The organism is Kribbella sp. NPDC050241, assembly GCF_044459685.1.
Lineage (GTDB): Bacteria > Actinomycetota > Actinomycetes > Propionibacteriales > Kribbellaceae > Kribbella.
Window position 1 is genome coordinate 237874 of sequence record NZ_JBITJE010000007.1, and the last position, 22276, is coordinate 260149.

Here is a 22276-nt window from a genome sequence, read left to right on the forward strand (position 1 = left end):
CAGACCTCTAGCGGCCCACACAAACATGGCACGCGGAACGCGCGCCGAAGCTCAAGTTTACGGCTCGGCTCACAGACGGGTCAAACCGGGTCAACTCCCCGTGGAGACGAGCTCCGTGGCGTCGCTGGTCGCACCGGCCTCGGTGTTACCAGCATCACCCTCGGTCGCTGCCTTGCCACGGCCCCGGCTGCTCCGCCGGCGCCTGCTGCTCCCGTTCTTCGCAACCTCAGCCGGAGCCGCCTCAGCCGAAGCCGCCTCGGCGCCCACCGTCGTGGTCGACTCAGCCGTCTCGGTCGGGAATCCGGTCGCCTCCGGGCTCACCGGTACGTCGTCCGCTCCGGAGGCCGGGTAGCCGGTCGGAGTCTCCGTCGTACCGCCCTCGTCGGCCTTCTTCGCGTCGAGCGCTGAAGCAGCGGCGATCTGGGCCAGTCGCTGGGCGGCGTCGGCGTTGTGCTGCGAGGTGTCCTCGGCCGGCTGCTCGTCCTCGGCGCGGCCCTTGCCCCGCCTGCGGCGCGAGCTCTTGCGGCCACCGTCGTCAGCCTGCGCGGCCGCGGGCTTGTTGTTGTCCTGGCCGTTGCCGTTGCGGCTGTCCCGGCGACGGGACTCCTTCGGCTCGTCGTGCAGGATCAGGCCGCGGCCACCGCAGTGGTCACAGTTCTCGCTGAACGCCTCGAGCAGACCGGTGCCGATCCGCTTCCGGGTCATCTGGACCAGGCCGAGCGAGGTGACCTCGGCCACCTGGTGCTTGGTCCGGTCCCGGCCCAGGCACTCGACCAGTCGGCGCAGCACCAGGTCGCGGTTCGACTCCAGCACCATGTCGATGAAGTCGATCACGATGATGCCGCCGATGTCGCGGAGCCGGAGCTGCCGGACGATCTCCTCGGCCGCCTCCAGGTTGTTCTTGGTGACGGTCTCCTCGAGGTTGCCGCCGGAGCCGGTGAACTTGCCGGTGTTCACGTCGACGACCGTCATCGCCTCGGTCCGGTCGATGATCAGCGAACCACCGGACGGCAGCCACACCTTGCGGTCCAGCGCCTTCTTGATCTGCTCGTCGATCCGGAAGTTCGAGAAGACGTCGCCGTCGCCGGTCCACTTCTCCACCCGGTCGGCCAGATGCGGGGCGACGTCGGAGACGTACTCGCGCACCTGGTCGTAGGCGTCGTCACCGGAGATCACCAGCTTGGTGAAGTCCTCGGTGAACAGGTCGCGGACGACCCGGATCAGCAGGTCCGGCTCACCGTGCAGCAACTGCGGGGCCTGGCCGCTCTTCGACTTCTTGTCGATGTCGTTCCAGTACTTCTGCAGGCGGCTGACGTCAGCGGTCAGCTCCTCCTCGGACGCGCCCTCGGCCGCGGTCCGGACGATCACGCCCGCCTCGTCGGGGACGATGTCCTTGAGGATGGTCTTCAGGCGGTTCCGCTCGGTGTCGGGCAGTTTGCGGCTGATGCCGCCGTTGCCGCCACGCGGTACGTAGACGACGTACCGGCCGGGCAGGCTGATCTGGTTGGTCAGCCGGGCGCCCTTGTGACCGATCGGGTCCTTGGTCACCTGGACCAGGACCGCCTGGCCGGACTTGAGCACCTGCTCGATCTTGCGCGGGCCATTGGCCCCGCCGAGCGTGGCCCAGTCGACCTCACCGGCGTACAGGACGGCGTTGCGGCCCTTGCCGATATCGATGAACGCGGCCTCCATGCTGGGCAGCACGTTCTGCACCCGGCCGAGGTACACGTTGCCGATCAGCGAGACCTGCTCCTCCTGGGCGACGTAGTGCTCGACCAGGACGTTGTCCTCGGAGACGGCGATCTGGGTCAGGTCACCCCGGGCGCGGATCACCATGGTCCGCTCGACCGACTCGCGCCGGGCCAGGAACTCGGCCTCGGTGACGATCGGCGCGCGGCGGCGGCCGGCCGCCCGGCCCTCGCGGCGGCGCTGCTTCTTCGCCTCCAGCCGGGTCGAGCCCTCGACCGCGGTGATCTCGTTCGCGGTGTTCTTGCTGCGCGGCTCGCGCACCCGGACGACGGTCTCGTCGGGGTCGTCGGGCGACGTGGCGCCCTCCTCGCCCTTGCGGCGGCGACGGCGACGACGGCGCCGGGACGAACTGCCCGAGCCTTCCTCCTCGCCGTCGGCGGAGGCGTCCTGCTCGTCGTCGGAGCCGGACTCGGCGTCCTGCTCGTCGGCTTCGTCGTCGTCGGACTGCTCGTCCGAGCTGTCCTCGGCGCCATCGGCGTCACCGGACTTGCGGCGACGACGGCCACCGCGGCGACGACGGCGACGACGCGTGCCCTCGCCACCTTCCTCGCCGTCCTCGGACTGCGCGTCCGACTCCGGCTGGGCGTCCGCGGACTCGTCCCCGGCTGCCTTGTCCACCGGAACAGCGGTCTGCTCGGTGCTGGTCTCTTCGGCGGTGGCCTCACGCGCCTCCGCGTCACGACCGCGACGGCTGCGGCGGCGCCGCGTGGTCGTCGGCTGCTCGTCGGCACCCGACTCCGGAGTCGCCTCCGCGGCCTCCGGGGTCGCCTTGGCAGTCTCCTGAGTCGTCTTGGCAGTCTCCGGAGTGGTCTCAGGGGTCGCCTTGGCTGTCGCCTCCACCGGGCTGGTCGCCGCGGCCTGCGCGGGAGCCTGAGCCGGTACGTCGGTGGGCGCCTGGAACAGCACTGCCGCAGCGGCCGGAGCACGCCGGCGGGTACGACGCGTGGTCGGCTCCTCAACCGGGGTCTCGGCCTCTTCCTCAGCCTTCGGGAAGATCGTGCTGGGCGCCTCGTCGGAGGCAGTGGTCGTGGTCGCTGTCGTGGTCTTGGCACCGCGGCGGCGAGACGACCGCGTCGCGGCCGGCGCAGCATCGGCCGCGGCGCCGGACGGGTCCACGGCGTCGGCGACAGGGCCGTCGGTGACGGGCGAATCCGTGCTGGTCAGGTCGGTCGCGGCAGCCTTCCTCGAGGTGCGCTTCCGGGTGGTCTTCTTCGCCGGCGCCGGGGCGTTCTCCACGACCGGGCCCGCGTCGGCGGTGGTCGTGTCGGGCGCGGCGTTCTCGCTCTGCTCCGGGAACGTGTCCTGGGCAGCGGTCTTCTTCGCCGGGCGCTTGGCGGTGGTCTTCTTCGCGGCGGTCTTGGCCGCGGCCTTCTTCACCGGGGTCTTCTTGGCGGCAGCCTTCTTGGCGGCCGCCTTCTTCACCGGAGCCGGGTCGGCGGTCTCGCCGTCGGACTGGGTGGGAACCACCTCGGCGGCGGCCGTCTTGGCCGTGCGCTTGCGGGTGGTCGTCTTCTTCGCGGCAGCTTTCTTGGCGGTCCTGCCGGTGCTGGGCTGCTGGGCGGTGGCAGCCGTCTCGGCTGCCTCGGTAGTCGGCTCGTTGTCGAGCATGCGGTACGGGTCTCCTCAAGCCTTCCGGCGCAGCCTGCGACCCTGTTACGGGTCCGGCGCAGCCACTCCGAAAGACGGTCACGGTTCGCCGTGCGGCACATCGTCGGTGCCGGCGCGGCGGAAGCCTGCTGGATCCGCTCCGCCCGCGCTCAGGGCACAGAGGGAGCGGCGGCGTCGCCCTCCGCTGGATGCGTCTGGTGGGGACCTACCTGGCCGGTCGCGGTCGCCTGGGTGGCGTCGCGGTCACGAGCGAGCGGGTCGTCCACCGTGCCGGTGGCCGCGATGAGCGGGCCCTGGGCGAGCCTGGTCAGAAGAGCCGGGCCCGTCACCGGGAGCGTCGCTACCTCTAGCACGCCGGCGAGAACGTCGTCGGGTCTCACGGCCGGGGTTCCGTGCCGTAACACCACTTGCAGTATCGCACACGTCGCAACCGGCGCCGGTTCGTGCGCGACGGTGAGTCGCAGAACGGCACCCCGACAGTCGAACGAGCGAAGACCCCGTTTGGTCATGCGCTCGACCAGAACTTCCTCCCGGGCCAGGAACGCCTCCACCGCCTCGGCGGCTACCTCGGGATCCACCCCAGGCAACGCGATCCGCCACTCGCTCGCCTCCAGCCGCTCGGCCAGCGCTCCGGGGCCGGCGACAACCACCTCGAGTACGTCGAGCCCGGGCGGCAGCGCTTCGTCCAGCGCGGCCCGGACCTGCTCGGCGTCCCGCTCGTGTGTGAGCGAGATCTCCAGGTACTCCGCCTCGGACGCGGCTCCGGTCGGCGCGGCACCGGCGTACGAGATCTTCGGATGCGGGCTGAAGCCGTGCGAGAACGCCACCGGGAGCTCGGCGCGGCGGACGGCGCGCTCGAACGCCCGCTGGAAGTCGCGGTGTGAGGTGAATCGCAGCCGCCCGCGCTTGGCGAACCGGACCCGCAGTTTCTGGACCGCGGGAAGTTGCTGCGACGGCGGAGCTTGAACAGGTGTCACGCCCGCCATCCTCTCAGGACCCGATGGCGGGTTGTTTCACCGCTGACGGGTTAGAACCGGTCAGCGGTGAAACAACCCGCCAGACACCACCAGGGAATGCGCTTTCCGGGCTAGGGCTGGGCGGCGGACTTGCCGGTGAGGTAGAGGGCCCAGCCGAGGAGGCCGAAGGAGACCAGCATCAGCACGGTGCGTAGCAGGTTGAACGCGCGCCAGCGGGCCTCGTCGAAGGCTGCGCGGGCGGCGGCGACGTCGATGGTGGCCGGGTCACCGGCCGCCTTGAGGGCGTCGTTGAGCGGGACGTTGACCGCGATCGTCACGATGATCGTGATCAGGTTGAGGGCGAAGGCCACCGCGAGCCACGGCAGCGCCGGCTCCTTCAGGTTGAGCAGACCGGCCAGCAGCGTGAACACCGCCGAGCCGACGAAGCCGAGGAGCAGGAAGACCGGGTTGAGGATGGCCCGGTCGACCGCCTGGAACGCGCCGACGAAGGTCTTGTCGTCGGTCGTGGCCAGGCCGGGCATGAAGGCGTTCGAGTAGATCGCGTACACGCCCGCCATCAGCCCGGTGGTGATCGTGGCCGCCATCAGCGCCGCCACCCGCAGTCCGTTCATCTCTCTCCTCCAGTACGGCGGGAAGGCCCCGCACCGGAAAGCTATGGCACCGCGCAGCCCACGGACATGTCAGCGAATCTCACGTCCATGTCCGGGCAACTCACAACCGCGCGCACTGCCCGGAACGCGGCCCCGAGACCTGGTTGGGCGCCTGCAGATTCACCGGCGCCGGCGCGTTCCCCGAGCAACTCAGCGGCCCCTCGACCGTGTTCCCAGCCAGTACGGCGGCCTCCGTCGTACCTCCCCTGGTCACCGACACCGACCCGTTGACCGAGGACCCGACCGCGACCACGCTCCGGGTAACGCCGTCGGCGGTCACCGGTCCGGCCCCCGTGCTCCGCAGCAACTGGAGGTCGGCCGCCCTGTCGGCCCGGACCGGACCCGCGATGCGAGTGCCGGTGGCAACCAACGACGCGCCTGACTGGACCAGCACCGGGCCGTCGATCGTGGCATCGACCAGGCAGGTGACGCCGGATCCCACCACCAGTGGACCGTCGTGGACTCCGGTCACGGTCGACGTGCAGGCCGGTGCGGGCCGAAGGAGCGTGACCGCGAACTGGCGCGGCGTCCCGATGTTGCCGGTGGCATCGATGGCGCGGTACTCGACCTGGTGCCGGCCGTACCCGGGCGGTACGTCGTCCCACGGCACCACCCGCGGTACCCCGAGCTTGCCGTAGACGAGCTGGTCGATCTCCGTCCCCTCGGCGGTGAACCGGAACGGCGCGGACGCGTCCGTCGGCCAGCCGAAGTAGTTGTACCAACCGTCCCCGTCGACCCGGAACTCAGGAACGACGTACCCCGCGCTGTCGTCCGTGGCGGCCAGACCCATGGTGAACGCGTCGTTGTAGATGTACTCCGGGCCGGTCGGCTTCTGCACGGTCAGCAACGGCTTCGACAGCGTGGACTTCACCACCGGCTCGACCCCGTCGACAGACCAGGTCAGCGTCTCGTCGCCGACGCTCGCGGTCAGCGTGTGCCGCCCGGTCAGGTGTAGCGGCTCGAGGTCGAAGTCCCGGTCATTGCCCGGGTTCGCGACCGACGTACCGTCGAGCCGCCACGTGATCGACGGCTGCTCGGTCGAAGGCTGCGTCGTCTCGGCGTACACCACCTCGTCGGCGCTCACCGGATGCTCGGTCGACGTCGACCCGGTGAACGTCACCGGCTCCGCCGCCGGGGACGCCGTCATCGTGGTGTTCACGCTCCAGGAGCGGGTCGCAGTCGGTCGTACGGCGGGATCCCGGATGTACTCGGTGGGGTCGACGACCTTCGCGGTCAGCGTGTGCCGACCGGGCGTGAGGTCGAGGGCCGCGAGGTCGACGGCACGGGCGTTCGCGGTCGGGAGCGCCGTACCGTCCAAGGTCCAGGTGACGTCGAGCTCGTGGCTCAGCGGGTGCAGGGTCTGCAGCCAGACGACCTGGTCACCGGCCACCTGACCGACCGGCGTGCTGTCCTGGAAGAGGTTGGTCCGGGACGAGATCCGCTGCGTCATCCGCTCCCGGGAGACCTGGTCGAAGTAGTAGCCGAGCGCCTTCATCATCGAGTGCCTGCTGGGTCGCCAGACTCCGGACCCGGCGTACATGCCGCCCTCGTACCGGCCGATCGTGCCGCCGGACTCTGACGGCTCACCGAGCCAGCGGTACCACTTCTTCTGCTGGTCCCGCAGCTGCTGCTCGGTCAGCAAGGTGTGGTGGATCGAGGACGGCTCCGGTCCTTCGTACGGCGCACCACGCTCACCGCGGGCGTAGTAGTCGTACTCGTCCTGGAGGCCGCCGAGCGAGTGGCCGAGCTCGTGCGGAGTGATCAGTGCGGAGAGCGCGTTGCCGCCGGACGCGGTCGCGTAGGTGCCACCGGCGCCGCCGTAAGTGGCACTGTTGCCGATAGCAAGGATCTGGCGGTTGGCGCCGGTCGTGCCGGGGACCAGGTCGGCGTACTGGGTCGCGGCGTCGGAGTCGACGGTGAGCAGGCGCTGGACGCTGCCCGGGTTGCAGCCGCCCCAGAAGCCCATCTGCAGTGGGGTGTCGACCTGCGGTGAGGTGAGGTCCGGGTCGCAGTCGACGCCGCTCTCGGGCGAGGTGATCTCGACGGCGTACACGTTGAAGTAGTCGCGGTACGACTTGAACGGCTCGATGCTCCACAGGATGTTGAGGTGCTTGTCCACCTGCTCGCGGAACTTCGGCAGCTCGGCGGCGGTGTAGCCGTCGCCCATCACCACCAGGTTGAACCGGGACGTCGCCGGACCGGTGACCTGGATCGGGACGACGGTCGCCGAGGCCTCCGTCGTACTGGCTCCGGCCGCCGTCGGCAGGCCCGCGAACACCGACGCGACCACGCCGAGAACTGCCACGAATCGTCTGGTCCGCATGACCCCTCCCAGTGTGGGCGACACTGCCGTCAGCAGCTTACGAACCGGCGGCGATCCGTGTCAGGAGTTCCCGCGCGGCGACTTGCGGGCCAACCGGGCCGCGGTGCGGCATCATGAGGGGTCGGGGAACTGTGAGGAAAGGACATCGATGACGGAACCGGCGCAGGCGCCGCGGTCCGAGCCGGACCGCGGACCACACGCGGTCGACGCCGGTGACGGTGACGGCAAGGGCATCTACTGGGTGCTGAAGAACGTGCTGGTCGGTCCGCCGGTCAGGCGGATCTTCCGGCCGATCGTCGTCGGCGCCGAGAACATCCCGGACCTCGGTCCGGCGATCATCGCCAGCAACCACCTCTCGTACTCCGACTGGATCTTCATGCCGCTGGTGCTTCGCCGGCGGGTCACCTTCGTCGCGAAGTCCGACTACTTCACCGGCGCCGGGATCAAGGGCCGGTTCCAGCGCGGCTTCTTCAAGGGCACCGGCCAGGTGCCGATCGACCGGTCCGGCGGGTCCGCGTCCGAGGGCGCGATGCGGGCCGGGATGAAGGTGCTGGAGCGCGGCGAGGTGTTCGGCATCTACCCCGAGGGCACCCGCTCCCACGACGGCCGGCTGTACAAGGGCCGCACCGGCGTCGCCCGGCTGGCGCTGGAGGCCAAGGTTCCGGTGATCCCGTGTGGCGTGATCGGCACCGACGTGGTCGCCCCGCCCGGCAAGGTGGTCGCCTCGTTCGCCTCCCCCACGATCAAGTTCGGCCATCCGCTGGACTTCTCCCGCTACGAGGGGATGGAGAGCGACCGGCTGATCCTGCGCGCGGTCACCGACGAGATCATGTACAAGATCATGGAGTTGTCCGGCCAGGAGTACATCGACATGTACGCCACGAAGGCCAAGCAACTGGAGGGCCGCGCGACGACCGGCGCACCGAAGAAGGTCCGCAAGTCGGACACCTGATCCGCTTGCTGAGATGACCTGGGTCTAGGCTGGTAGACCGTGGACGGACCGATCGCATACCAGGGTGAGCCAGGCGCCAACTCGGCGATGGCGTGCACCGAGATGTTCCCCGACCGCGAGCAGCTGCCCTGTACGACGTTCGAGGACGCGCTCGAGGCGGTCAGCAGCGGCCGGGCCGGGCTGGCGATGATCCCGGTGGACAACTCGATCGCCGGCCGGGTGGCAGACATCCACCACCTGCTGCCGGAGTCCGGGCTGCACATCGTCGGCGAGCACTTCCTGCCGATCCACTTCCAGTTGCTCGCCGTCCCCGGGGCGTCGATCGACGGGATCCGGACGGTTCGAAGCCACGTGCACGCGCTCGGCCAGTGCCGCAAGATCATCCGCGAGCACGGCTGGTCCACCGTGGTCGCCGACGACACCGCCGGCGCCGCCCGCGAGGTCGCCGAACTGGCCGATCCGACGGTCGCCGCGCTGTCCCCGCGGGCAGCAGCCGACCTCTACGACCTGGCGACGTTGGCGAGCGACGTCGAGGACGAGCACCACAACACCACCCGGTTCCTGGTGCTCTCCCGGGAGCCCGAGGTACCTCCGGTCGGCTCCGGGCCGATCATCACCAGCTTCGTCTACCGGGTCCGGAACGTCTCGGCCGCGCTCTACAAGGCGCTCGGCGGGTTCGCCACCAACAACGTCAACATGACGAAGCTGGAGTCCTACCAGCTCGGTGGGATGTTCTTCGCGACCCAGTTCTACGCCGACATCGAGGGCCACCCGGACGACCCGAACGTCGCTCTGGCGCTCGAGGAGCTCGCGTTCTTCTCGGTCGAGGTCCGCATCCTCGGCGTCTACCCCTCGCACCCGTTCCGCGCCCAGATCGCCGAACCGGCCGCGAACCGGGCACTGCGTCCGCACCACTAGTCGGCGCTCCGGCCACCCGGCGGCTCCCGTAGGGTTCCCAGGTGCGCATCGTGACGGTCGACGGCCGGGACCCAGACATCTTCAAGCAGTTCTTCGCGGTGAAGGACGCCGTACGCCGCGAGGAGCTCGAGTTCCCCGTGGGTCTCGGGATGGAGGAGGCCCGGGTCCTGATGACCGGCGACCACTCCGACCTCCGGGCGGACGGCCTGGCGCTGGTGGACGGTGACGCCTGGCTGGGGATCGCGTGGCTCGACTGGTGGCTGCTCGACAACACCGACACGGTCGACGTGGAGTTCGCGGTCGATCCGGCGTACCGGCGGCGCGGGGTCGCGTCGCGCCTGTTGGAGGCAGTGATCGAACGGGCCCAGGCCGAAGGCCGGCGGATGCTGACCGGGATCAACGTGGCCGGCGATCCGGTGACCGGTGAGAGCCCTGGTACGGCGTTCGCCTCGGCGCGCGGGTTCGTCCGCAAGCACGCGGAGCTGCACCAGGTCCTCGAGCTGCCGCTGTCCGAGGCGCAGTTGGCCTCGGTGGAGCGGCCGGTCCCCGGTTACGAGATCGTGCAATGGGGTGAGCACACGCCTGACGAGTGGCTCGAGCAGTTCGCCGAGCTGATCAGCGGGATGTACGCCGACGTACCGCACGGCGACCGTACGGTCGAGGCGACCCGGTGGACGCCCGAGCTCGTCCGCGAGGCCGAGGCCCGCCGCGTAGCTCAAGGCCGCTTCACCTACACCACTGCCGCCGTCCACACCGACTCAGGCGCGTTGGCGGCGTACACCCAGATGGGCGGCACGCCCGAGCGACCCGACCGCCTCAGCCAGTACGACACGTACGTCCACCCGCCGCACCGCGGCCGCCGCCTTGGCATCGCCGTCAAACTCCCCAACCTCCGCTCCCTCCAGTCTCGCCTGACCCACCCGGCCGTCCTGCACACCTGGAACGCCCCGGAGAACACCCCGATGATCACCGTCAACGAGAAACTGGGCTTCCGCCCCACCGCCCAGCGAACCGCCTGGGAACGCCGGCTCTAGCTGAACTCGGCCGGGAGTTGACAGCGGCGGATGGCCCGAGATGTGCGGACCTGCAGGCCATCACAATGGGCGGCAGCGACGTCGCTTCAGCCGCTGGACGTCCTGGTCCGAGCCATTGTGATGGCCTGGCGGTCCGCAATCTGCGACCACCTCATGCCCGACGGCGGCTGATCACCAGGGCGTTCAGGCGCCAGTGCTTGGCCGCGTCGCCCGACAGTTCGAGATCGGTCACGCCACCTGGCACAGTGAAGTTCAGCCAGGTGAACTCGCCGGTGCCGAGCGTCGGGCTGGCCGCCAGCCGGGTGGAGCCCGATCCGACGTACGTCGGATCGGAGGGTTGGGTGGCGTCGCCGACGAGGAGCCAGATGTCGTGCTCGCCCTCCGGCACTGCGATCCGGAGGACCCGGGGACTCGTGTCGTTGACGAAATCGCGTCGAAGGTCGTCGAGGACGGCACGATCGCGGGACATCGGGCCCGTGCCGACCCAGCCGAAGCGGGCCGTTGCGTCCCACGCCGATGCTTGGGACAGACGCTGATATCCAGGCTGCAAGGGACTCGCATCCGTCCCTGCATCCAGCGCCAGCACCGCGGTGTCGCCTGGTGGCGCTGTCAACACCACGTCGGTGCGGCTGCGGTCGGTCACCTCACCACCCACTGCGGCCTCGACGTCCAGCGCGAGCACGGCGGGGTCCGGGCCGGCGACGACGATCACGGCGAGCTGCGCGATCGTGTCGGCCGCCAGGGACGCAGTGGTCTCCTGGGAGGTCCATCCGGCCGGGACCGCCACTCGGGCGGTCGCCTCCACGGGTGCATCGGTGGTGTTGGCCAGCGTGACCGTCACGGTGTTCTCCTGGCCGCAGAGCATCGGCGAAGGAGCCGCGACGTCTGTCACCACCAGCGGCGGCAACTCGGCTGCCAGGTCCGGGATCACCAACGCGACCAGATGCCAGTGCTGATTGGGTACGCCGCTCAGCTCCAGGTCGACGTCTCGCCCGGCCGACCCACCGTCGAGGGTCACGCGAATCCAGCCATACAGCCCGCCCAGCAGGAACTCGCTCTGCGCCAGCAGCTTGCCGTCGGAGCGGATGAACGTCGGCCAGCAGTCCGCGTTCGGGTCACCGATCAGCAGGTAGGCATCCGACTGGCCGGGCGGGACGCTCAGCCGAAGTACCCGAGCAGCGGTGTCGTTGACGAAATCGCGCCGGAGTACGTCGAGCCGAGCACGATCGCGCGACTGCGGCGCCGTACCGATCCAGCCGAAGCCTTTGCCCGCATCCCACAGATCCGAAGGCGACAACCGTTGGTAGCCCGCGAGGACCGGACTCGACGCCGCACCCGCATCCAGCGCCAGCCGGCACCGAGCCCCGACCGGTGCCACCAGGACCTGCGTCCTCGTCCCGAGCACCGGCATACTCCCAACCGAGGCATCGAGATCAATCGTCGCGATCTGCGGCGTCAGCGGCGGAGTGACGGGCACCGAGAACGACGCGAACTCGCGCGGAGGCAGCGCAACGGTCCCCTCACTGCTGGTCCAGCCGCTCGCCGGGGCGACCCGAGCGGAAAGCTCCACCGAACGAGGCGACGCGTTGCCGGCACTCAGCGCCAGCAGATTGGGCCAGCCACCCAGCAGCAAACCGTCGCCGTCCTGCCGTAACTGCGCCCAGGACCGCGACTTGTCGAGCACTCGACCGGCCTCGAAGTAGTAGCTGACGATCGAGTCCCGCCACAGCCGGGCTTGCAGCACCTGCTGGTTGAACCGCTCCAGCGTCGTGGCGAAGCGGCTCCGATCCACCCGCGACTGCAGCGATCGCCACGCCGTACGGAGGCGACCCGCGTCCTCCATCCCGTCGAAGTGCGAGTCGTAGATGTGCTGGATCACCGTCTTCCCGGAGTGCAGGCGGTGGCTGTACGAGACGTGGTGCAAGAACAGCAGCAGCTCATCGGGACACTCGGCCAGCGACTCGTACTGCTGCGACACAGGCGGGTGGTAGAGCCCGGTGAAACCGACGCCGGTCGCCACGGTGCGGTCGAACCCGGTCCCCTCGCGATCGGCCTTGTTCCATGGCGCATTCCCCGCCGGGCTCGGCGTGAAGTGATCCCCGGCGATCATGAACCCGACCCCGAGCGGCGAGGTGTAGTCCTCGTAGATCTCGCGAGACTCCAGCAGCATCGAGGTCAGCGTCCGGACCACCCGATCGTCCGACCCGAACGTCATCCGCACCCACTCCTCGGCGACGTCCTCCGCAGCGAGAGCGGGATTCCACACCAGCCGCGCATACCCGTGGGTGTTGGCCGCCGCCAGTGGATGCCTGGTCCAGTTGCGATCCGACCCGAAGTTCATCACCCCCGCCGCACCCTCGACGATGCGGGCAACCGTCGTACCGCGGCCGGCCGCGTAGGTGTCGAAGCCGTAGACCTCCTTCCACTCCGGCACCAGGTAGCACAGATGCGTCGACTGCCCGGTGTACTCCTGCGTGATCTGCAACTCGGCCATCGTCCGCGTCCGTGGCATCGCACCGAACAGCGGATGCACCGGCTCCCGCACCTGGAAGTCGATCGGCCCGTTCTTGATCTGTACGACGACATTGGCCGCGAACTGCCCGTCGAGCGGCTGGAACGTCAGGTACGACTTGCTCGCCCATGTCACCGGGTCGAAGTCGTGGATGAACGCCCGCCACATCACGATCCCGCCGTACGGGCGAACGGCCTCGGCGAGCTGGTTGGCGCCGTCGGCATGGGTCCGGCCGTACGTGATCGGACCGGGCTGCCCCTCAGAGTCGGCCTTGACCAGGAAACCACCGAGGTCCGGGATCACGTCGTAGATCTCACGAGCCTTGTCCCGCCACCAGGCCTTCACGCCGTCGTCGAACGGATCGGCCGTGGCCAGCCCGCCGAGCACGATCGGGGCGGCGAAGTTCGCGGACAGGTAGAGGCTGACGCCCCACGACCGCAGCACCGCCGCCAGTCCGGCCAGCTTCGGCAGCATCTCGGTCGACAGGAACGCCGGGTCCGCGTTGACGTTGTTGACCACGGTGCCGTTGAGTCCGACCGATGCAAGGATCCGTGCGTAGTCGAGATCCCGCGGCCCGGTCTCGGGCAGCTTGTCCCATTCGAAGATCGACTCTCCGGCGTACCCGCGTTCCACACTGCGGTCGAGGTTGTCCCAGTGATTGACCAGACGCAGTGTGTTGACCGGGCGTTCCTGGAGGTCCAGATGGGTGAAGCGGCGTTCGGTCTGCAGCAGTCGCAAGAGGTGGAAGGCGCCGTACAGGACGCCTCGCTCGCCCTCGCTCGCGACGATGGTGGCGTTGCCGCGGGTGCGAACGACGTACCCCTCGGGACCGAGGCGGCGGAGTTCGGCCCGGTCGACGGACGCGGCGATGTACTCCGAGGTGCTGGGCGTGCCGATGACGACTGCGCCGTCGTGCTTCGGTGCCGCGAGGCGAGGGACTGCGCGCGCCGTGACGGCCGAAAGTCCTTGGACCAGTTCAGTTGCCGCCGAGTCGAGTACGTCGTGGCTGGGTGCCACGACATGAGTGAACGCACGGCGGTACTCCGGCAGCCGGGACGGGCCTGCCTTGCGATAGCGCAGCCAGAGCTCGCGGCCGTCCTCGTCGGGAAGACCGGTGGCGGCGGACGCGATCGCCGGATCGATCAAGCCGGCGGCGACGAGTGCTCCGCCGGTCAGCAACACCTGTCGACGCGTGAACTCCATGCTCGATGTCCTTCCGGGGCGGGCGGTCAGGAACCGGTTCCTGACCGTAGGTTCGGCGTCGGCCCCAGTCAAGGGTGGAGGATCATGAAACACCTTTCATGGCAAGGATTCCTGGGCCAGGAGCTGTCCCATACCCAGCTGGCGCGGTAGGTTTTCAGGAACCGGTTCCTGATCATGAGGAGGATGGGTGCGCCGGACCAGGCAGGTGACGATCCTGAGCGTCGCGGCGGCTGCGGGCGTCTCGAAGTCGACCGTGTCCAGGGTCATGAACGGCACCCCCACCGTCGATCCGGAGATCGTCACCCGGGTCCGCGACGTCGCCACCCGGCTGGGCTACCGCCCGAGCGGGACCGCGCAGAACCTCTCCCGCGGCCGGACCGGCATCGTCGGCGTCTTGGTCCCCGACCTGGCCAACCCACTGTTCGCCGCCATCCTCAAGGGCATCTCGGCCGAGGCCGAGAAGGCCGGCTACCGCACCCTGGTCGCCGACGCCAACGAGCAGCCCGGCGAAGAGATCCGCCACCTGCACGAGCTCGCCCGCCAGAGCGACGGCCTCATCCTCTGCGGTCCCCGGATGAGTACGCCGGACCTGGCCGGACTGGCCGAGCTCGACGAACCGATCGTGGTGGTCAACCGCAAGCCGGCCCGCAGCCTGTTCCCCTCGGTCACCGTCGACAGTCAGGAGGCGGTCGATGCGCTCTGCCGTCATCTCGACGCTCTCGGTCACACCCGGCTCTGCTACCTCGCCGGTCCCGCCGAGGCCGCGGCGGAGACCGATCGCTGGTCAGCCTTGCAGTCGTCGATCCGGAGCCGGACCAAACTCCTCCGGATCCCTGCCGGCGCCATGCTGGACGACGGCCACGCCGCCGCCGACGAGGCCCTCGCCACGGGTGCCACCTGCCTGATCGGCTTCAACGACCTGGTCGCGCTCGGCGCACTCGCCCGGCTGCAGGAGCTCGGGTTCGCGGTCCCTGACCGGGTGTCCGTGGCCGGTTTCGACGACATCGTCTACGCCCGCTACACCTCCCCCGGCCTGACCACGATCGCGATGCCCCAGACCGAGTTCGGCCAGGAGGCGTGGCGCCTGCTCTCCCCCTTCCTGCAGGGCCGCAAAGGCCGTCGTACCCGGACCCTCCAGGCCCGGCTCGTCATCCGGCCCAGCACGGGTCCCGCTCCGATGCGGGGATAGCCGGTCACCGGCGTTAGGCTGGTAGGCGCTCTGACCCCGACCGGAAGTACTCGATGAGCGTCGAATCCCTGTTCCCGCGCCTGGAGGCGCTGCTGCCCAGCGTGCAGAAGCCGATCCAGTACGTCGGAGGCGAGCTGAACTCGGTCAGCAAGGACTGGGACTCGGTCAGCGTCCGGTGGGCCCTGATGTACCCGGACGCCTACGAGGTCGGCCTGCCCAACCAGGGCGTCCAGATCCTCTACGAGGTGCTGAACGAGCGCGACCACATCCTGGCCGAGCGGACGTACTCCGTCTGGCCGGACATGGAGAAGGTGATGCGGGACAACGACATCCCGCAGTTCACTCTGGACAGCCACCGCCCGGTCCGGGCCTTCGATGTGTTCGGGCTGTCGTTCTCCACCGAGCTCGGCTACACCAACATGCTGACCGCGCTCGACCTGGCCGGGATCCCGCTGTACGCCGCGGACCGGACCGACGAGGACCCGATCGTGCTGGCCGGCGGGCACGCCGCGTTCAACCCGGAGCCGATCGCGGACTTCATCGACGCCGCCGTACTCGGTGACGGCGAGGAGATCGTGCTGGCGATCTCGGACGTGATCCGGGAGTGGAAGGACGAGGGCAGCCCGGGCGGGCGCGACGAGGTGCTGATGCGCCTGGCCGCCTCCGGTGGCGTCTACATCCCGAAGTTCTTCACGGTCGAGTACCTCGCCGACGGCCGGATCAAGCGCGTCGCGCCGAACCGTCCGGGCGTCCCGTGGCGGACGGCCAAGCACACCGTGATGGACCTGGACGCCTGGCCGTACCCGAAGAAGCCGCTGGTCCCGCTGGCCGAGACCGTGCACGAGCGTTACTCGGTGGAGATCTTCCGCGGCTGCACCCGCGGCTGCCGGTTCTGCCAGGCGGGCATGATCACCCGGCCCGTGCGTGAGCGCAGCATCACCACGATCGGGGACATGGTCGAGAACGGGCTGAAGCAGTCCGGGTTCGAGGAGGTCGGGCTGCTCAGCCTCTCGTCGGCAGACCACAGCGAGATCGCCGACGTGGCCAAGGGCCTCGGCGACCGGTACGAGGGCAGCAACGTCTCGCTTTCGTTGCCTTCGACAAGGGTCGACGCGTTCAACATCACGCTGGCCAACGAGTTCTCCCGCAACGGCCGGCGCAGCGGCCTGACGTTCGCCCCGGAAGGCGGGTCGGACCGGATGCGCAAGGTGATCAACAAGATGGTCACCGAGGAGGACCTGATCCGTACCGTGGCAGCGGCGTACGGGCACGGCTGGAGGCAGGTGAAGCTGTACTTCATGTGCGGCCTCCCGACCGAGACCGACGAGGACGTGCTGGCGATCGCCGACCTGGCCAAGAAGGTGATCGCGACCGGGCGCGAGGTGTCCGGCCGGCGCGACATCCGGTGCACGGTGTCGATCGGCGGGTTCGTGCCAAAGCCGCACACGCCGTTCCAGTGGGCCTCGCAGCTAGGCGCCGAGGAGACCGACGCGCGGCTGTCCAAGCTCGCCGCCGCGATCCGCTCCGACAAGGGCTACGCCAAGGCGATCGGCTTCCGGTACCACGACGGCAAGCCCGGCATCATCGAGGGCCTGCTGTCCCGCGGCGACCGCCGGGTCGGCCGCATCATCGAGCAGGTCTGGCGCGACGGCGGCCGGTTCGACGGTTGGAGCGAGCACTTCTCCTACGACCGCTGGGTCGAGTCCGCCGACAAGGCGCTGGCCGGCGAGCCGGTCGACCTCGCCTGGTACACCACCCGCGAGCGCGAGTACGCCGAAGTCCTGCCCTGGGATCACCTGGACTCGGGCCTGGACCGCGACTGGCTGTGGGAGGACTGGCAGGACTCGCTCGAGGAGGACGGCGCGATCGAGGTCGAGGACTGCCGCTGGACCCCCTGCTTCGACTGCGGCGTCTGCCCCCAGATGGGCACCGAAATCCAGGTCGGCCCAACCGGCAAGAAGCTCCTACCGCTCTCGGTGCTCTAGTGTCCTGCTAGCGGCATGATCGTCGTACGGCGGTGATGCTCGAAGACGACCGAACTGCGGATGTCGGCGATCTCCTGGCGCTTGGCCAGAGCGAGGACGAGGTCACGCAGTGCCTGGGTGTCCTTGACGGCGACGTGAGCAAGGAAGTCGGAGCCGCCGGAGACCATGAACATCGCCAGGGTCTCGGGCAACTGGTTCACGTAGTCCTGGAAGGCGGTGGCGACGGCCATTGCCTGTGGGCGGAGCTTGATCGAGATGATCGCCTGGGTGGAGCGGTCGATGGCCTTCAGGTCGACCTCGGCGTGGTAGCCGATGATCACGCCGCGGTCGCGCAGGCCGCGGATCCGCTCCAGGCAGGTGGACGGGGCGATGCCGAGCTCGGCCGCCATGTCGCGGTTGGTCCGGCGGGCATCGTTCTGCAGCATCCGCAGGAGCGCCGTATCAAGTTCGTCCATGACAGGCAGTTTCGCAGATCTGCCGAACGACGTTCGGAACCGATCGCGAACAGCCGCACACGAAGCTAGGTTTGCCGCCGTGCTGACGAACAAGATGGTCGTGGTCATCGCGGCCGAGGCGCCGATCGGCGTCGCCCTGAACACCGCTGCCCTGCTCGGCGTCGGACTCGGCCACCACCACGATCAGGTGGTCGGCCCGGACACCGAGGATGCCGCCGGCAACCCGCACACAGGCATGTGCGCCTACCCGATCCCGGTACTGCGGGCCTCCGCCGAGCAACTGCACGACCTCCGGACCGCGGCGGCCGCGCGGGACGACGTCACCGTGCACGACATGCACCAGATCGCCCAGCGGGCACGGACCTACGAGCAGATGTCCACCACGCTCAGCGGCACCAAGCCCGACGACGTCGAATACCTCGGCCTCGCCCTCTTCGGCCCCCGCCAAACCGTCGACTCACTCACCGGTGCCCTGGCGTTGTACCGCTGACGACCTTGAGCACCGAGCAACCACTAACGACCCGCCGATGTGGTCGACCCGCGCACAAGGTCGCATCGTGCGGTCGCGTCCGTAGTGTGGGGGCATGCGACTCAACTACGAGGTGACGGGTCCCGACGACGCGCCGGTGGTCCTGCTGGGATCGTCGCTCGGGGCGACGCAGGCGATGTGGGCGCCGCAGCTCGAGGTCCTGGCGCAGCGGTTCCGGGTGGTGACCTTCGACCACCGCGGCCACGGCGGGTCCGACGTACCGCTCGGGCCGTACACGATCGACGACCTCGGCGGTGACGTGGTCGAGCTGCTCAACACGCTCCTCGTGGAGCAGGCGTCGTACGTCGGTATCTCACTCGGCGGCGCGGTGGGGCTGTGGCTGGCCCAGAACGCGCCGGACCGGTTCAATCGCTTCGCGCTGATCTGCCCGCCGGCCAACCCGGCCGAGAACAAGCAGATGTGGGCCGACCGCGCGGCTCAGGTCCGTGCCGAAGGCACCCAGGCGATCGCCGACGCGACGCTCAGCCGCTGGTTCCTGCCGGAGTTCACCGCGACTGCTCCGGTCCGCCAGATGCTGCTCGACAGTCCTGACGAGGGGTACGCCGCCTGCTGCGAGGCACTCGGCAGCACCAACCTGGTCCCCGGCCTGTCGGACATCACCGCGCCGGTGCTCCTCGTCACCGCCGAGTCGGACACCTCGATCCCGCCGGAGACCGTCGTACCCCTGGCCGGTCAGATCCCCGGCGCGCACCTCGAAATCATCCAGAACGCGGCCCACCTGGTGACCTACTCCCACCCGGAGGTCATCAATCCGCTGCTGCTGACGCACCTGACCTGACGCCTGGGCTCGTCGCCGAGCCCAGGCGCCGCTGGATTCAGTTGCAGTAGTACGCCGGGTTGGGCGATGTCTCGGTCTGGTCCTGCCAATGGGCGACACCGACGTAGTAGCCGCAGCCGGTGCCCTCGTCGAACCAGGCGCCTCCGCCGGAGTACGCGTACGTCTCGGCGACCGTGGTGAACGGTCCGGACGCGCTCGGGCCCTTCTGCAACTCGACCCTGACCTCAGTGACGCTGGTCGAACAACCCTCCAGGCCGACGGCGACGTACAGCATCAGCGCGCTGTAGCCGACGCTCGGCGCGGTCACCAGGTCGCAGGCCTGCGTCCCAGTGGTCGATGCTTGGGCCGGCGTCCCGGCCATCAGACCCGCCACAACCGCCCCCGACATCACGGCAGCACCAAGAAGCTTCCGCATCTGCGTTCCCTCCGGTTGGAAATTACAGAGGGTCAGCAGACTAGGTCACTCGGTTACCGAGGTCGACCCTTTCGACGCCGCTGAAAGAAGCAGCTCACTGAGCAGGAGTTGGTCAGCGCTGCTCAGAACGAGGTCCGCAGCCGAGACCGCGGCCGGCGTGACGTACGGGTTGGGGATGGCGACCGCGAACATGCCGGCCAGCTGCGCCGCCGCGACACCATGCGCGGTGTCCTCGACCGCGATCGCTTCCGCCCCCGGTACGCCGAGGCGCCGCAGGGCCAGCTCGTAGATCGCCGGATCGGGCTTGTGGGTGCTGACCTCGTCTCCGGTGACGATCAGGTCGAAGAGGTCGATCGCTCCGACCCGCTCCAGATGACCGCGCACCCACGGGCTCGGTGAGCTGCTGGCGATCCCGACCCGCAGGCCGAACTCGCGCGCCGTCGTCACCCAGTCGAGGATCCCCGGCCGGAAGTCGAGCTCGGAGTGCATCCGCTCGCGATGCGCCATCCTCCGGGCGTGACTGGCCTCCCGGTCGAATCCGGCGCCGACGGCCGCGGCGAGCAGCGCGTACCGGGTCTCGGAGGTGTCGCCACCGTGGCCCGGCCAGAAGTCCTCGAGATCCAGCTCGAGCCCGTGGTGCGCCCATTCGGCCTGCCAGCTCTGCACCGACGTGGACTCGGTGTCCATCAGCAGACCGTCGAAGTCGAACACCACGGCGCGCACGCCGACCGGCACGAGGCGCGCCGCCAGGCGGTGAATCTGCAGCTGGCTCAACCCGAGGCCGGAGAGGTACGCACGGATGCCGCCGAGGCGGGAGTCAAGGTGGTCGAGTGATCCGAGAATGGTCTCCGGCCTGGTCCGCGACCGCTCAGGACCGTCCTGCAGGCCCAGCAGGACCTCACTGATGGCGTAGTCCTCGGCGATCACGTCGCGAGGTACGCCGACCAGCTCGAGCAGCAGCGCGGCGAGCTGTCCGGTGCGATCCTTGCCCGCCTGGCAGTGCACGACCACCGGTCGGTCCGCCGGGGCATCCGCGACCGCCCGGAAGATCTTGCCGATGTGGGCGGAGTTGCGACTCAGGCCGTTGGAGTAGACATCGACGAGCCGCGACTCAGCGGCCGGATTCCGCGACTCATCGGCGACCGGGTCGATCCAGGGGATCCGCCGGTACGCCGGGGTGCCGTCGAGCGGATGTGGTCTCGTCAGCTCGCGGTCGCTGCGCACGTCGAGGACCAAGCCGGCTCCGACCGAGTCCAACGCGCTCCGGCCCGCGGAGTCCAGATCGTCGGGTGACTCCGACCGGAACACTGCCCGCTCGCGAGTCGCAACGCCGTACCTCGTCGGCAGTCCACCTAGATCACGCGCGTTCGGGCTCCACACGGGCGTCAGTTTAGGACAACGCCTCCTAGGGACTCGAAGTCGTGCCAGGTGCCGTCGAAAGCCTTGTGGTGCAGGGCGGAGTCCATGCCGACCGCGAAGACGTCCAGCCGGCCCGGGCCCCATGAGACCACCGAACCGGCTGGTCTTGGCCGGGCGAGCGTGGTCGCGGGTTCGAGCCAACCGGCCAGGGCGGCGATGTTCATGCGGAGGATCTCGGCCGCCAACGACCAGTTCAGGAAGTTGAGCGTGTCGTTCGCCGAGTGGATGTGGCCGTTCGCGCTGTCCGCGCCCTCGATCGACAACACCGCCGGGATCCCGGCGTCGATGAACGGCACATGATCGCTCGCGAACGGGTTGAGCGACGTCTCGACCTTCAGCCCGGTGTACGTCGCTGCCGCCGTCGCCAGGTCCGCGATCTGGCTCGACGAAACCGGAGCGCCTTCGAGCAGGACTGTCGGCACGACCGTGTTCTTGCTCGCGATCATGTCCATGTTGAGGACGGCCCGGATCCGGGCTCGTTCGGCCGGCGGCAGCGCGGCGACGTACTGCTTGCTGCCGAACAGCCCCTCCTCCTCACCGCCGAACAGGATCAGCCGTACGTCGTGCCGCCAGGACCGGGTCGACAGCAACCGGCCGAGTTCGAGCACGCCCGCGGAACCACTCCCGTTGTCGTCCGCACCGGGTGCGGTGGCGGCCGGCCCGCCGGCGATGTTGATCGAGTCGAGGTGTGCCGTGATCAGGACCAGGCCACCACCGCCGGTGCCGGGCCGGTCGCCGATCAGGTTCTGCGAGTGTCCGGCGCCGACCGTGATCTGGGTCCGGGTCACTCCGTAGCCGAGGGCAACCATTTTCGCGGCGGCGAAGTCCACCGCGGTGGTGAACGACGTACTCAGCGAGTGCCGCGTCGGCAGACTCGCCAGCCAGGTCAGATCGTCCTGGTACGACGCCGGTGACAGTTGCGCGACCAGGTCCACGATCGATGGATCCACCCTCGCCGCAGCCGGCGTCGGATTGTCGACAACCGTCGTACCGGCGCGGAGTGGTTCGATCCGCCAGCAGTTGTTGGAGCGGCGGCGCGGTCTGTCGGCGGACGAGATCACCAGGTGCCGGCCGTGGTCGAGCAACGGCGCGACGTCCGGGTAGTCGTCCTGGAAACTCCGGCCCACCTGGGTGACGAGCAGCAGGCCGGGTGCGGTCCGGGAGGCCCGGCCGAGGCGTTGGCCGGCCGGAACCCAGAGGAGAGTCTTGTCGCCGAACCGGGCCGAGTGCGCGCCATCGGCGGCATCGACGGTCGGTACGACGAGATAACGCACGGGTGCAGTGGTCATGTCAGTCCTGCCAGATGATCTCGAGACGATCGGGCTCGGCCGCGATGATCCGGGCGGTCCCGCCGGCGGAGCGGGTGATCAGTCCGTCGGCGCTCCAGTGCCCGCCCGGTCTGGGCTCGGGCGCGTCGCCGCGGCCGAACGCGTACTCCACCATCGTGCCGTCCGGCCGGAACTCCACCCCCCGCCGGCCGCGGGCCGGCGGGAAGGCGAAGTCGTCCCGGCGGTAGACGCTGATCCCGTCGTGGTCCTCCTCGAACGAGTGCGTCCACC

General features: G+C 69.4%; 17 protein-coding genes. 7 read left to right on the forward strand and 10 right to left on the reverse strand.

Translation table 11 applies throughout. From position 1 onward, the window contains the following. Nucleotides 1-90 precede the first annotated feature (90 nt). From ACIBG5_RS30150 to ACIBG5_RS30165, 4 genes are all read right to left on the reverse strand, one after another. Nucleotides 91-3357 carry a ribonuclease E/G gene (locus ACIBG5_RS30150; RefSeq protein WP_396394867.1) on the reverse strand — a complete coding sequence of 1089 codons (3267 nt, stop codon included), beginning with the start codon at nt 3355-3357 and terminating at the stop codon, nt 91-93. A gap of 149 nt (nt 3358-3506) precedes the next feature. After that, nucleotides 3507-4334 (reverse strand): TIGR03936 family radical SAM-associated protein, encoded by an 828-nt coding sequence (locus tag ACIBG5_RS30155; RefSeq protein WP_396394868.1) that lies wholly within the window; start codon nt 4332-4334, stop codon nt 3507-3509. Nucleotides 4335-4444: 110 nt separating this feature from the next. Beyond that, nucleotides 4445-4945, reverse strand: coding sequence for a DUF1772 domain-containing protein (locus tag ACIBG5_RS30160; RefSeq protein ID WP_396394869.1), 501 nt, complete (start codon nt 4943-4945; stop codon nt 4445-4447). 100 nt (nt 4946-5045) lie between these two features. Then, nucleotides 5046-7307 (reverse strand): M64 family metallopeptidase, encoded by a 2262-nt coding sequence (locus ACIBG5_RS30165; protein WP_396394870.1) that lies wholly within the window; start codon nt 7305-7307, stop codon nt 5046-5048. A 148-nt stretch (nt 7308-7455) separates the two neighbouring features. Here ACIBG5_RS30165 and ACIBG5_RS30170 point away from each other — a divergent pair, with 148 nt between their 5' ends. From ACIBG5_RS30170 to ACIBG5_RS30180, 3 genes are read left to right on the forward strand one after another with little or no spacing between them, the layout of a single operon-like run. After that, on the forward strand, nt 7456-8259 hold the full coding sequence (locus ACIBG5_RS30170) for a lysophospholipid acyltransferase family protein (protein ID WP_396394871.1): 804 nt from the start codon (nt 7456-7458) through the stop codon (nt 8257-8259). Nucleotides 8260-8298: 39 nt separating this feature from the next. Beyond that, a complete protein-coding gene (locus ACIBG5_RS30175; RefSeq protein ID WP_396394872.1) occupies nt 8299-9177 on the forward strand; it encodes a prephenate dehydratase in 879 nt (292 codons plus the stop codon). A 41-nt stretch (nt 9178-9218) separates the two neighbouring features. Continuing rightward, nucleotides 9219-10211 carry a GNAT family N-acetyltransferase gene (locus tag ACIBG5_RS30180; RefSeq protein WP_396394874.1) on the forward strand — a complete coding sequence of 331 codons (993 nt, stop codon included), beginning with the start codon at nt 9219-9221 and terminating at the stop codon, nt 10209-10211. A gap of 151 nt (nt 10212-10362) precedes the next feature. Here the strand turns inward: ACIBG5_RS30180 and ACIBG5_RS30185 are convergent, their stop codons facing one another. Beyond that, on the reverse strand, nt 10363-13926 hold the full coding sequence (locus tag ACIBG5_RS30185; protein WP_396394875.1) for an alpha-glucuronidase family glycosyl hydrolase: 3564 nt from the start codon (nt 13924-13926) through the stop codon (nt 10363-10365). Nucleotides 13927-14113: 187 nt separating this feature from the next. On the opposite strand from ACIBG5_RS30185, the gene ACIBG5_RS30190 reads away from it, so the two are divergent. Together ACIBG5_RS30190 and ACIBG5_RS30195 are read left to right on the forward strand one after the other, a co-directional pair. Continuing rightward, entirely contained in the window at nt 14114-15115 is a 1002-nt protein-coding gene (locus ACIBG5_RS30190; protein WP_396394876.1) for a LacI family DNA-binding transcriptional regulator, read from the forward strand. A 53-nt stretch (nt 15116-15168) separates the two neighbouring features. Beyond that, complete coding sequence (locus tag ACIBG5_RS30195; protein WP_396394878.1) at nt 15169-17100, forward strand: TIGR03960 family B12-binding radical SAM protein; 1932 nt, start codon at nt 15169-15171, stop codon at nt 17098-17100. Here ACIBG5_RS30195 and ACIBG5_RS30200 read toward each other — a convergent pair. Next, a complete protein-coding gene (locus tag ACIBG5_RS30200; protein WP_396394879.1) occupies nt 17097-17555 on the reverse strand; it encodes an Lrp/AsnC family transcriptional regulator in 459 nt (152 codons plus the stop codon). The genes ACIBG5_RS30195 and ACIBG5_RS30200 overlap by 4 nt on opposite strands. A gap of 79 nt (nt 17556-17634) precedes the next feature. On the opposite strand from ACIBG5_RS30200, the gene ACIBG5_RS30205 reads away from it, so the two are divergent. Further along, entirely contained in the window at nt 17635-18045 is a 411-nt protein-coding gene (locus ACIBG5_RS30205; RefSeq protein WP_396394880.1) for a DUF2000 domain-containing protein, read from the forward strand. 94 nt (nt 18046-18139) lie between these two features. Then, the gene (locus tag ACIBG5_RS30210; protein ID WP_396394881.1) at nt 18140-18883 is read left to right on the forward strand and encodes an alpha/beta fold hydrolase; all 744 of its coding nucleotides are present in this window, start codon (nt 18140-18142) and stop codon (nt 18881-18883) included. A gap of 37 nt (nt 18884-18920) precedes the next feature. Here the strand turns inward: ACIBG5_RS30210 and ACIBG5_RS30215 are convergent, their stop codons facing one another. The 4 genes from ACIBG5_RS30215 to ACIBG5_RS30230 are packed head-to-tail and all read right to left on the reverse strand — an operon-like array spanning nt 18921 to nt 22160. Continuing rightward, nucleotides 18921-19298: a hypothetical protein gene (locus ACIBG5_RS30215; protein WP_396394882.1), complete on the reverse strand. Its 378-nt coding sequence runs from the start codon at nt 19296-19298 to the stop codon at nt 18921-18923. Between the two features lie 45 nt (nt 19299-19343). Continuing rightward, the gene (locus tag ACIBG5_RS30220) at nt 19344-20678 is read right to left on the reverse strand and encodes an HAD-IA family hydrolase (RefSeq protein WP_396394883.1); all 1335 of its coding nucleotides are present in this window, start codon (nt 20676-20678) and stop codon (nt 19344-19346) included. Nucleotides 20679-20683: 5 nt separating this feature from the next. Then, nucleotides 20684-22006 (reverse strand): M20/M25/M40 family metallo-hydrolase, encoded by a 1323-nt coding sequence (locus ACIBG5_RS30225; RefSeq protein ID WP_396394885.1) that lies wholly within the window; start codon nt 22004-22006, stop codon nt 20684-20686. Between the two features lies 1 nt (nt 22007). Then, nucleotides 22008-22160 carry a hypothetical protein gene (locus tag ACIBG5_RS30230; RefSeq protein WP_396394886.1) on the reverse strand — a complete coding sequence of 51 codons (153 nt, stop codon included), beginning with the start codon at nt 22158-22160 and terminating at the stop codon, nt 22008-22010. Between the last annotated feature and the right edge of the window lie 116 nt (nt 22161-22276).